Source organism: Streptomyces adustus (assembly GCF_009377175.1).
GTDB lineage: Bacteria > Actinomycetota > Actinomycetes > Streptomycetales > Streptomycetaceae > Streptomyces > Streptomyces adustus.
On sequence record NZ_VJZD01000289.1, the window covers coordinates 1 to 11,461 of the forward strand.

Genomic DNA, 11,461 nt, shown 5'->3' on the forward strand with positions numbered 1-11,461 from the left:
GCCACCGACCCCTCCGCCGCCTCTCCGGCCTCCTCACCGGCGGCCGCGGACGCGTCCGCACCCGATCAACGACCCAAGGAGCGCACCTCGTGAACACCACGGGACGCACAGCACTCGCCACGACCCTCGCCGTCCTGCTGCTGGCCGGTGTCGGATGCAGCACCAAGGCCGGAACCTCGGACGGGAAGGCCGCCGCGGACGGGGTGAAGACCGGCCCCGGCGTCACCGACGACACCATCGCGCTCGGCGCGCTCACCGACCTGAGCGGCCCCTACGCCACCCTCGGCAAGAGCATCGTCCAGGCCCAGCAGATGTGGGCGGACGAGACCAACGCGAGCGGCGGGATCTGCGGCCGCAAGATCAAGATCGTCGTCCGGGACCACGGATACGACGTCCAGAAGGCCGTCGCCGCCTACACCGAGATCTCCCCGAACGTCCTGGCGCTGCCCCAGGTCATCGGCTCGCCGGTGGTCGCCGCCCTGCTCGACGACATCGAACGCGACCGCCTCCTGACCTTCCCGCAGGCCTGGGCCGCCTCGCTGCTCGGCAAGGACGCCGTCCAGGTGCTCGGCACCACCTACGACCTGGACATGGTGCGCGCCGTCGACTTCCTCACCCGCACCCAGGGAGTGAAGAAGGGCGACCGGATCGGCCATGTGTACTTCGAGGGCGACTACGGCGGCAACGCCCTGGAGGGCTCCACCTGGGCGGCGGGCAAGGCGGGCCTGACGATCGTCGGACAGAAGATCAAGGCCACCGACACCGACCTCTCGGCGCAGGTCACCGCGTTGCGCAAGGCCGGGGTCAAGGCGATCCTGATCAGCGCCGGACCCGGCCAGACCGCCTCGCTGGTGGGCGTGGCCGCCGCGAGCGGACTGAAGGTCCCGGTCGTCACCAGCGCGCCCGGCTACGCCCCGCAGCTCCTCAAGACACCGGCGGCGCCCGCGCTGCTCGCCATGCTGCACATCGTCACCGCCGCCCCGCCGGTCAGCTCCGACCTGCCGGCCGTCACCAAGATGGTCGCGGCGTACCAGAAGAAGTACCCGGGCGAGCTGGTCGACGCAGGCACCCTGTCGGGCTACAACGCGGCCGAGCTGATGGGCCTGGACCTCAAGGCCGCCTGCGCGGCGAAGGACCTCAGCCGGGAGGGGCTGGTCAAGGCGCACCGCGCGCAGAAGTCGGTGGACAACGGGCTGGGCACCCCGGAGGACTTCTCCGACGCCTCGCGCCCGGCGGGCACGGCCGTCTACGTCACCAAGCCGGACGCGAAGGCCACCGGCGGCACCGTGCTGGTCGAGGACGCCCGCACCCTGCCCGCCGAACAGGAGTACCTGGACTCGCGCAAGCAGTGAGTCCCGGCAGGCCCCGGGTCCGGATCCGACCGGACCCGGGCCCCGCCCGGATCGCGGGCCCCGTGCCTCAGAGGCCCAGCGCCCTGGACTCGTGCAGCTGGGCGATCGCTGCCTTCTCGCCCTCCAGTTCCACCGCGGCCGCACTCTGCCGCCCGTACGCGAACAGCAGCAGTTCCGACGGTTCGCCGGTCACCGTCACGACCGGTGTGCCCTTGTGCGCCACCACCGTCCGGCCGTCCGGGCGGCGCAGCACCAGACCGGTCGGCGCCCGGCGGCCCACCAGCCGGGCCGACCGCTCCAGCCGGGACCACAGCGAGTCCTGGAACACCGAGTCCAGCTCGCGCGGCGCCCAGTCCGGCTGCGCCCGGCGGACGTCCTCCGTGTGGACGTAGAACTCCACCGTGTTCGACGCCTCGTCGACCTGCTTGAGCTGGAACGGCGAGAAGCGCGGCGGCCCGGTGCGGATCAGCTGGATGAGCTCCTCGTACGGCTTGGCCGCGAACTCCTCCATCACCTTCTCCAGGCGGGACGCGAGCTGCTTGACCAGGATGCCGCCGGCGGCGTCGGGGCGGCGCTCGCGCACCACCACGTGCGCGGCGAGGTCACGGGTCTGCCAGCCCTCGCACAAGGTGGGGGCCTGCGGACCGGTGACCTCCAAGAGGTCGGCGAGAAGGAGCCGTTCACGCTTGGCGAAGGTCGACATGCCGTCAGCCTACGACCGCGCGCCGGGTCCGCCCAGTGGACACCACGCCCGGAACGCCCGGATCGCGCGGCACAATGGCAGCCATGACCAGCACGCCCCCGCCCAGCAGCCTGAACCCCGAGATCGCCGCCCGGCTCAAGCGCAGCGCCGACGGCCTCGTGCCCGCCATCGCCCAGCAGTACGACACCGGCGAGGTGCTCATGCTCGGCTGGATGGACGACGAGGCGCTGCATCGCACCCTGACCACCGGCCGCTGCACGTACTGGTCCCGCAGCCGCCGGGAGTACTGGGTCAAGGGCGACACCTCCGGTCACTTCCAGTGGGTCCGGTCCGTCGCCCTCGACTGCGACGGCGACACGCTGCTGGTCAAGGTCGACCAGGTCGGCGCCGCCTGCCACACCGGGGCGCGCACCTGCTTCGACGAGGACGTACTGCTCACGGACGCCGCCGATTCCGGCGTACCCGCCGACGATCAGTAAGGTCAGCCGCCATGGACCTCGAGACGTTCCGCAAGCTGGCCACCGACCGCCGCGTCATTCCGGTCACCCGCAAGCTCCTCGCCGACGGCGACACCCCGGTCGCGCTCTACCGCAAGCTCGCCGCCGAGCGCCCCGGCACCTTCCTGCTGGAGTCCGCGGAGAACGGACGGTCCTGGTCCCGCTACTCCTTCGTCGGGGTCCGCAGCTCCGCCACGCTCACCACGCGTGACGGCCAGGCCCACTGGCTCGGTGCCCCGCCCGTCGGCGTCCCCGTCGACGGCGACCCGCTCGCCGCGCTGCGCGCCACCATCGAGACCCTCCACACCCCCGGCCAGGACGACCTGCCACCCTTCACCGGCGGCATGGTCGGCTACCTCGGCTACGACATCGTGCGCCGGCTGGAGAAGATCGGCCCCGGCGAGCGCGACGACCTCCGGCTGCCCGAGCTGACCATGCTCCTCACCAGCGACCTGGCCGTCATGGACCACTGGGAGGGCTCCGTCCTGCTGATCGCCAACGCGATCAACCACAACGACCTCGACACCGGCGTCGACGACGCCTATACCGACGCCGTGGCCCGGCTGGACGCGATGGAGGCCGACCTCTCCCGCGCGGTCGCCCAGCCGCCCGCCGTGCTCCCGCCCTCCGAACTCCCCGAGTACAGCGCCCTGTGGGGCGGCGCGGACTTCCAGCGGGCCGTGGAGGACGTCAAGGAGCGCATCAGGGCGGGCGAGGCGTTCCAGGTCGTCCCCTCGCAGCGCTTCGAGACGCCGTGCACGGCGAGCGCGCTGGACGTCTACCGGGTGCTGCGGGCCACCAACCCGTCCCCGTACATGTACCTCTTCCGCTTCGAGGGCTTCGACGTCGTCGGCTCGTCCCCGGAGGCGCTGGTCAAGGTCGAGGACGGGCGGGCGATGGTCCACCCGATCGCCGGCACCCGGCACCGCGGGGCGACCCCGCAGGAGGACCAGGCCCTGGCCGACGAACTGCTCGCCGACCCCAAGGAGCGCGCCGAGCACCTCATGCTCGTCGACCTCGGGCGCAACGACCTGGGACGGGTCTGCGAGCCGGGCTCGGTCGAGGTGGTCGACTTCATGTCCGTCGAGCGGTACTCGCACGTGATGCACATCGTCTCGACGGTCACCGGGCGGGTCGCGGCGGGCCGCACCGCCTTCGACGTCCTGACCGCCTGCTTCCCGGCGGGCACCCTGTCCGGCGCGCCCAAGCCGCGCGCGATGCAGATCATCGACGAACTCGAACCGTCCCGGCGCGGGCTGTACGGCGGCTGCGTCGGCTATCTCGACTTCGCCGGCGACTCCGACACCGCCATCGCCATCCGTACGGCCCTGCTGCGCGACGGCACCGCCTACGTCCAGGCCGGGGCGGGCATCGTCGCCGACTCCGACCCGGTCGCCGAGGACACCGAGTGCCGCAACAAGGCGGCGGCGGTGCTGCGCGCCGTACACACCGCGAACCGGCTGGGCGGGTAAGTAGGGCGCGTCTCACGTCGCCCCGGGTGCCGGTTCGCCCGGGGTTCAGGCGATAGTGGGGTACGTGACTGCTGTTCCTCACCCCCGATCCCAAGCCGCCGCCCCGGTCCGGTCCGGCCGCCGGAGCCTCGCCGTCGCCCTGCCCAGCGGGGCGCTGGGCGCCGCCGTGGCCCTGCTGGCCACCCGCCAGCGCTGGTCGCAGGGCACCGCGACGGTCGCCGGCGGTGACTTCCCCCTGACCGCCAAGGGCAGCGACGTCACCGGCGTCCCCGCGGCCCTGGCGATAGTGGGTCTCGCCGCGCTGGTCGCCGTCTTCGCGGTCCGCCGGACCGGCCGCCAGCTGGTCTCCGCGCTGCTCGCGCTCTCCGGTGCCGGGATCGTCGCCGCCGCGCTGGTCGGCGCCTCCGACAGCTCCGCGCTCGACGAGAAGGCCGCGCAGGCCTCCGGCGACACCTCGGCCGTCGTGGCCGCCTTCACCCACACCGCGTGGCCGTACGTGGCCGCCGCGGGCGGCGTCCTGATCCTGCTGGCCGGGCTGCTGGCCCTGCGCTACGGCCCGCTGTGGCCGGTGATGTCGGGCCGCTACGAGCGCAACGGCAAGCCCAGGACGCGCCGCGCGGCGCCGGCCGTCGACCCCGACCGGCCGGAGGACATCTGGAAGGCCCTGGATCGCGGAGAGGACCCGACGGGCACCGACCCCGACCCCGCCTAGGGCCTGTCTGACAATTCGCGTCGTCGCCCGAAGGGCGGCCTGGCGGCGTCAGGTGCGTGCTCTCGGCGTGCCGGCCCCAGGCCTGCGTACTGGATGTACTCGGGTCTGGGGCCGGTGCGGCGAGAGGGCGTGCATGGCGTCGCCGGGCAGACGGGAATTGTCAGACAGGCCCTGGGGCCTGCCGTTCGGATCAGCCCGGCGTCGCGGGGTGTGGTGCAGGTCGGGCGACGCGCCGGGCCCCTGAGTCCGGCCGCCGCCCCGGTCGCGGTCCGGCGCACCACCCCGCGGCCTGCCGTACGCGCGAGGGAAGCACCCCCGATCACGCGACGCGTCCGCGTACGGGACAATGGACGGTGAGCGTCCGGCTCAGACACGTACACACGTACACAGCAATGAGGAGCAAGTCATGGCGGGCAGCAGCCACGGTCACACCCCGGCCGCCTGGACCGGTGTCATCATCGCCTTCATCGGTTTCTGCGTCGCGGGCGCTTTCATGGTGATGGCGCAGCCCCTGGGCTTCTGGGGCGGCATGGTGATCGTCGCCCTCGGTGGTGTCGTCGGCTGGGCGATGAGCGCCGCGGGTCTGGGCCAGCCGAAGCAGGCCCCCCTCGTCGTGCAGTCCACCGCGGGCCGCGAGCCGGCCGGCGTCGAGGGCTGACACCCGCGTCACCGCGTACCCGGCAGGGGGCGGACCCGCGCCGTCGCGCGCGGGTGCGCCCCCTGCCGCGCGCTCACGGCCCGCACGGGGCAGAATGCGGGGCGTGAACGCCGACAGCCAGGGGACCCGGGACATGCCCGCGGGGACCGTCGCGGGGCGGCTGGCCGTGCCCGCCGGACTGCTCGCGGCCGTCGTGGGGGCCTTCGCCTACGTCGGCGCCGTGGACCCCAACGAGCCGGGCCACTATCCCGTCTGCCCGCTGCTGCGACTGACCGGCATCTACTGCCCCGGCTGCGGCGGCCTGCGCAGTGCGCACGCCTTCGTCCACGGCGACCTGGTGACGGCCCTCCACGACAACGCGGCGGCCGTGCTCGGCTATCTGGGGTTCGCGGTGCTGTGGACCGTCTGGGTGGTCCGTGCGGTGCGCGGACGGCCGCTGCGGATCGACCTCGGGCCGGTGCACTTGTGGACGCTGGGCGTGTCGCTGCTGGTCTTCGCGGTGGTCCGGAACCTGCCGTTCGGCGGCTGGCTGCATCCTTGACCGGGGACAGAACGTCCAGGTAGTGGGACCGGCGTCAACCGGATGCGAGGCCTACGCCTTCCTCCGGATACCATCGCAGTGGCCGTGAATCGCGCCCACCGGCAGTGCCCGAGCGGCAGCCCCGGGGCGCAGGCCCGATCGCTTGAAGAGTCAACCGTCTGGAAGGGGGCCGCTCGCGTGAGTGTGCTCGACGAGATCATCGACGGAGTCCGTGCCGACCTCGCGGAACGGCAGGCGCGCGTCAGCCTCGACGAGCTCAAGGAGCGCGCGGCCAAGGCACGTGCCGCCAAGGACGGGGTGGCCGCGCTGCGCGGCGAGGGCGTCAAGGTGATCTGCGAGGTCAAGCGCTCCAGCCCGTCCAAGGGCGCGCTGGCCGCGATCGCCGACCCGGCGGCCCTGGCCGCCGACTACGAGGCGGGCGGCGCCGCCGTCATCTCCGTGCTGACCGAACAGCGCCGCTTCGGCGGCTCGCTGGCGGACCTCGAAGCGGTCCGCGCCCGCGTGGACATCCCCGTGCTGCGCAAGGACTTCATCGTCACCGCCTACCAGCTGTGGGAGGCGCGCGCGTACGGCGCCGACCTCGCGCTGCTGATCGTCGCGGCCCTTGAGCAGCCCGCCCTGGAGTCCCTCATCGAGCGCGCCGAGTCCATCGGGCTCACGCCGCTGGTCGAGGTGCACGACGAGGACGAGGTCGAGCGCGCGGTGGACGCGGGCGCCAAGGTCATCGGCGTCAACGCGCGCAACCTGAAGACCCTGGAGGTCGACCGCTCGACGTTCGAGCGGGTCGCCCCCGAGATCCCGGCCCACATCGTCAAGATCGCCGAGTCCGGCGTCCGCGGGCCGCACGACCTCATCGCCTACGCCAACGCCGGCGCCGACGCGGTCCTCGTGGGCGAGTCCCTGGTCACCGGCCGCGACCCGAAGGCCGCGGTGTCCGACCTGGTGGCGGCGGGCGAGCACCCGGCGCTGCGGCACGGGCGCGACTGACACTCCGCTAGGGTTGATCCCGATGACGCCCACGACACTCTCGACGACCGTGGACCGGTACGCCCGCCTCGCGCGCGGCTGCCGGCCCCGCGGCTGCCGTGCCCCCGCGCGCCGGGTGCACGGCCGTCGAGTGCGTTACGTCATCGGTGACGAGCCCGGTCAGGTCAACGGCAGGCGATGGCAGCGCCCCTCCAGGGGCGCGGGGCAGCACCGAATGCGCGGCCACCGTCGCGCGAGCGCGACCAGCCACTGACGGCTCACAGCCATCGAACAAACCCCCCGCCCCACGGCGAACAGTGTCTTTCCCGAACACTCACCGTGAGGTTTTCGCATGCCCAGCGATTTCTTCTTCCCTGACCCCACCGGTCAGGTGCCCAGCGCCGAGGGCTACTTCGGCGCGTTCGGTGGCAAGTTCATCCCGGAGGCGCTCGTCGCCGCCGTGGACGAGGTCGCCGTCGAGTACGACAAGGCGAAGTCCGACCCCGAGTTCGCCCGCGAGCTCGACGACCTGCTGGTCAACTACACCGGTCGGCCCAGCGCCCTCACCGAGGTGCCCCGGTTCGCCGAGCACGCCGGTGGCGCCCGGGTGTTCCTCAAGCGCGAGGACCTGAACCACACCGGCTCCCACAAGATCAACAACGTGCTCGGCCAGGCCCTGCTCACCAAGCGGATGGGCAAGACCCGGGTCATCGCCGAGACCGGCGCCGGCCAGCACGGCGTCGCGACGGCCACCGCCTGCGCGCTGTTCGGCCTCGAATGCACCATCTACATGGGCGAGATCGACACCCAGCGCCAGGCCCTCAACGTGGCCCGGATGCGCATGCTCGGCGCCGAGGTCGTCGCCGTGAAGTCCGGCAGCCGGACCCTGAAGGACGCCATCAACGAGGCCTTCCGGGACTGGGTCGCCAACGTCGACCGCACCCACTACCTGTTCGGCACCGTCGCCGGACCGCACCCCTTCCCCGCCATGGTCCGCGACTTCCACCGGGTCATCGGCGTCGAGGCCCGGCGCCAGATCCTGGAGCGCGCGGGCCGGCTGCCCGACGCGGCCGTCGCCTGCGTCGGCGGCGGCTCCAACGCCATCGGCCTCTTCCACGCCTTCATCCCGGACACCGGCGTCCGCCTGATCGGCTGCGAGCCGGCCGGGCACGGCGTGGAGACCGGCGAGCACGCGGCCACCCTGACCGCGGGCGAGCCCGGCATCCTGCACGGCTCCCGGTCCTACGTCCTCCAGGACGACGAGGGTCAGATCACCGAGCCGTACTCGATCTCGGCCGGCCTGGACTACCCGGGCATCGGCCCCGAGCACTCCTACCTCAAGGACAGCGGCCGCGCCGAGTATCGCGCGGTCACCGACGACGCGGCCATGCAGGCCCTGCGCCTGCTGTCGCGCACCGAGGGCGTCATCCCGGCCATCGAGAGCGCCCACGCCCTCGCCGGTGCCCTGGAGGTCGGCCGTGAGCTCGGCCCCGACGGTCTGATCGTGATCAACCTTTCGGGCCGCGGCGACAAGGACATGGACACCGCCGCGCGCTACTTCGGCCTGTACGACACCGACGCCGAGGTCGCCGCCGACGCGGCCGACATCGCCGAGATCGAGGGGGACGCCAAGTGAGCGGGACTGCATCGACCGGCGGGAACGGCCGGCTGCTGTCGGACACCCTCGCCGCCGCGAAGGCCGAGGGCCGCTCCGCCCTCATCGCCTACCTCCCGGCCGGATTCCCGACCGTGGACGGCGGCATCGAGGCGATCAAGGCCGCCTTCGACGGCGGCGCCGACGTCGTCGAGGTGGGCCTGCCGCACAGCGACCCGGTCCTGGACGGCCCCGTCATCCAGACCGCCGACGACATCGCCCTGCGCGGCGGCGTCCGGATCGCCGACGTGATGCGCACGGTGCGCGAGGCGCACGAGGCGACCGGCAAGCCCGTCCTCGTCATGACGTACTGGAACCCGATCGACCGCTACGGCGTCGAGCGCTTCACCGCCGAGCTCGCCGAGGCCGGCGGGGCCGGGGCGATCCTGCCCGACCTGCCGGTGCAGGAGTCCGCGCTGTGGCGGGAACACGCCGCGAAGCACGACCTCGCGACGGTCTTCGTGGTGGCGCCCAGCAGCAAGGACGAGCGGCTCGCCCAGATCACCGCGGTGGGCAGCGGTTTCGTCTACGCCGCCTCGCTGATGGGGGTCACCGGCACCCGCGCCTCGGTGGGCGCGCAGGCCGAGGACCTGGTCCGGCGCACCCGGGCCACCGGCACCGGCCTGCCGGTCTGCGTCGGCCTCGGCGTGTCGAACGCGGAGCAGGCCGCCGAGGTGGCCGGCTTCGCCGACGGGGTGATCGTCGGCTCGGCCTTCGTCAAGCGGATGCTGGACGCCCCGGACGAGGCGGCGGGCATCGAGGCGGTCCGCGCGCTCGCGGGCGACCTCGCGAAGGGCGTGCGCCGACAGGTGTGACGTAAGGGACATTCCGTACGAGTCACTCGAACGGGTGGACCTGGGGCCGGGGCGGCGCGCTGCGCCTCCCCGGTTCGTTCCTGCGTGTGTGAGCGAGAAGAACCACCATGACGGAAAGCGCGCCGCACGCGAGCGGCTGGCGGTCGAACGTGAGAAGCAGAAGGCCGCGGAGAGGCGTCGGCGGACGCTGATCGTGGGCGCGAGCGTCGTCTGCGTACTGGGGCTGGCGGCGGTGATCGGCGTCGTCGCAGCGAACGCCGGCAAGGAGAAGAGCAGCGGCAGCTCGGGCCCGGTCGCCGCACCCTCGGGGGCGCAGGGCAAGGACAGCCTCGCCATCCCGGTCGGCCAGGAGAGCGCGAAGTCGACGCTCACCGTCTGGGAGGACTTCCGCTGCCCGGCCTGCAAGGCCTTCGAGGCGGCGTACCGCCCGACCATCCACGAGCTGACGGACGCCGGGCAGCTGAAGGTGGAGTACCACCTGGCCACCCTCATCGACGGCAACATGGGCGGCAGCGGCTCCCGCAAGGCCGCCAACGCCGCCGCCTGCGCCCAGGACGCCGGCAAGTTCACCGCGTACCACGACGTGCTCTACGAGAACCAGCCGTCGGAGACCCAGGACGCCTACGCGGACAACGCCAAGCTCATCGAGCTCGCGGGCAAGGTCGACGGTCTCGACACGCCGGAGTTCCGCGCGTGCGTGGAACAGGGCACCCACGACAGTTGGGTCGTGAAGTCGAACGAGGCCTTCAAGGCAGGACAATTCGGCGGCACCCCGACCGTGCTGCTCGACGGCAAGAACATCTACCAGGACCGCACGATGACCCCGCAGAAGCTGAAGGAGATGGTGCAGGAGGCGGCCAAGGGGTGAGTGTTCCCCGTCCGCCTGTTATGGAGCCGTAGCCGGGCTGCCTGCCGTGGGCCCGGTCCGGCACGGTAGCGTCGACCTTGCCATGGAACTTGCCTACATTCCCAGCCCGTCGCGCGGGGTGCTGCACCTCGGTCCCATTCCGCTGCGCGGCTACGCGTTCTGCATCATCATCGGCGTCTTCGTAGCCGTCTGGCTCGGCAACAAACGCTGGATCGCCCGGGGCGGGCGGGCCGGCACGGTGGCCGACATCGCGGTCTGGGCCGTGCCCTTCGGCCTGGTCGGCGGCCGGCTCTACCACGTGATCACGGACTACGAGCTGTACTTCAGCGAGGGCCGTGACTGGGTGGACGCCTTCAAGGTCTGGGAGGGCGGCCTCGGCATCTGGGGCGCCATCGCGCTCGGTGCGGTGGGCGCGTGGATCGGCTGCCGCCGCCGCGGCATCCCGCTGCCCGCCTACGCCGACGCCATCGCCCCCGGCATCGCCCTCGCCCAGGCGATCGGGCGCTGGGGCAACTGGTTCAACCAGGAGCTCTACGGGCGGCCCACCGACCTGCCGTGGGCGCTGAAGATCACGTCCTCGACGGACGGCCGGATCCCGGGCACCTACCACCCGACGTTCCTGTACGAGTCCCTGTGGTGCGTCGGCGTGGCCTTCCTGGTTATCTGGGCCGACCGCCGCTTCACGCTCGGGCACGGCCGGGCGTTCGCGCTGTACGTCGCGGCGTACTGCGTGGGCCGCGGCTGGATCGAGTACATGCGGGTCGACGACGCCCACCACATCCTGGGGCTGCGCCTGAACGACTGGACCGCGCTCGTCGTCTTCCTGCTCGCGGTGGTGTACATCGTGGTGTCGGCGAAGAAGCGGCCCGGCCGGGAGGCCGAGGTCGAGCCCGGCGCCGGCCCCGAGGGCGAGGGCGGCCCCGAGGGCGACGGCGGGACCGAGGCGCAGGCCGACGGCGAGGCCGAGGACAAGGCGGACGGCGAGGCCGGGGACAAGACCGACGCCGACCACGAGGCCGGGGACACGGCCGAGGACACGGCGGCCGGCCGGACCGAGGACACGGCGGCGGCCGAGACCGACACCGAGTCCGACGCCGAGGACGCCTCGGAGGCCTCGGACGCGAAGGCGGCGGACCGGACCGAGTCGGCCGGCAAGAAGAGCTGACGTCGGACCGTACGACGAGAGGGCGCCCCGGGCCGCACGGCCCGGGGCCTGTCTCTTA

General features: G+C 72.7%; 13 protein-coding genes. 12 read left to right on the top strand and 1 reads right to left on the bottom strand.

Annotated elements, in window-relative coordinates:
• The first annotated feature begins 89 nt into the window (after window positions 1-89).
• On the top strand, window positions 90-1,352 hold the full coding sequence (locus FNH09_RS40155) for an ABC transporter substrate-binding protein (protein WP_162469811.1): 1,263 nt from the start codon (window positions 90-92) through the stop codon (window positions 1,350-1,352).
• Window positions 1,353-1,419: 67 nt separating this feature from the next.
• Here FNH09_RS40155 and FNH09_RS40160 read toward each other — a convergent pair whose 3' ends face one another.
• Entirely contained in the window at window positions 1,420-2,055 is a 636-nt protein-coding gene (locus FNH09_RS40160; RefSeq protein WP_152894806.1) for a TIGR03085 family metal-binding protein, read from the bottom strand.
• A gap of 83 nt (window positions 2,056-2,138) precedes the next feature.
• Here FNH09_RS40160 and hisI point away from each other — a divergent pair, with 83 nt between their 5' ends.
• The 11 genes from hisI (at window position 2,139) to lgt (ending at window position 11,403) form a co-directional block, all read left to right on the top strand.
• The gene (gene hisI, locus FNH09_RS40165) at window positions 2,139-2,534 is read left to right on the top strand and encodes a phosphoribosyl-AMP cyclohydrolase (RefSeq protein ID WP_152894807.1); all 396 of its coding nucleotides are present in this window, start codon (window positions 2,139-2,141) and stop codon (window positions 2,532-2,534) included.
• Between the two features lie 11 nt (window positions 2,535-2,545).
• Window positions 2,546-4,024 carry an anthranilate synthase component I gene (locus FNH09_RS40170; RefSeq protein WP_152894808.1) on the top strand — a complete coding sequence of 493 codons (1,479 nt, stop codon included), beginning with the start codon at window positions 2,546-2,548 and terminating at the stop codon, window positions 4,022-4,024.
• 55 nt (window positions 4,025-4,079) lie between these two features.
• Window positions 4,080-4,736, top strand: a complete 657-nt coding sequence (locus FNH09_RS40175) for a TIGR02234 family membrane protein (protein ID WP_162469812.1) — start codon at window positions 4,080-4,082, stop codon at window positions 4,734-4,736.
• Between the two features lie 406 nt (window positions 4,737-5,142).
• Entirely contained in the window at window positions 5,143-5,394 is a 252-nt protein-coding gene (locus tag FNH09_RS40185; RefSeq protein WP_152894809.1) for an HGxxPAAW family protein, read from the top strand.
• Window positions 5,395-5,488: 94 nt separating this feature from the next.
• Window positions 5,489-5,935, top strand: coding sequence for a DUF2752 domain-containing protein (locus FNH09_RS40190; RefSeq protein WP_152894810.1), 447 nt, complete (start codon window positions 5,489-5,491; stop codon window positions 5,933-5,935).
• Between the two features lie 177 nt (window positions 5,936-6,112).
• Window positions 6,113-6,922: an indole-3-glycerol phosphate synthase TrpC gene (trpC, locus tag FNH09_RS40195; protein ID WP_162469813.1), complete on the top strand. Its 810-nt coding sequence runs from the start codon at window positions 6,113-6,115 to the stop codon at window positions 6,920-6,922.
• Between the two features lie 22 nt (window positions 6,923-6,944).
• Complete coding sequence (gene trpM, locus FNH09_RS40200; RefSeq protein ID WP_152894812.1) at window positions 6,945-7,175, top strand: tryptophan biosynthesis modulator TrpM; 231 nt, start codon at window positions 6,945-6,947, stop codon at window positions 7,173-7,175.
• 78 nt (window positions 7,176-7,253) lie between these two features.
• Window positions 7,254-8,537 carry a tryptophan synthase subunit beta gene (gene trpB, locus FNH09_RS40205; protein ID WP_152894813.1) on the top strand — a complete coding sequence of 428 codons (1,284 nt, stop codon included), beginning with the start codon at window positions 7,254-7,256 and terminating at the stop codon, window positions 8,535-8,537.
• Window positions 8,534-9,370, top strand: coding sequence for a tryptophan synthase subunit alpha (trpA, locus tag FNH09_RS40210; RefSeq protein ID WP_162469814.1), 837 nt, complete (start codon window positions 8,534-8,536; stop codon window positions 9,368-9,370). The genes trpB and trpA overlap by 4 nt, the downstream gene beginning before the upstream one ends.
• A gap of 88 nt (window positions 9,371-9,458) precedes the next feature.
• Window positions 9,459-10,238, top strand: a complete 780-nt coding sequence (locus FNH09_RS40215) for a thioredoxin domain-containing protein (RefSeq protein WP_162469815.1) — start codon at window positions 9,459-9,461, stop codon at window positions 10,236-10,238.
• Between the two features lie 82 nt (window positions 10,239-10,320).
• Window positions 10,321-11,403, top strand: a complete 1,083-nt coding sequence (gene lgt / locus FNH09_RS40220; RefSeq protein ID WP_152894814.1) for a prolipoprotein diacylglyceryl transferase — start codon at window positions 10,321-10,323, stop codon at window positions 11,401-11,403.
• The last annotated feature ends 58 nt before the right edge of the window (window positions 11,404-11,461 follow it).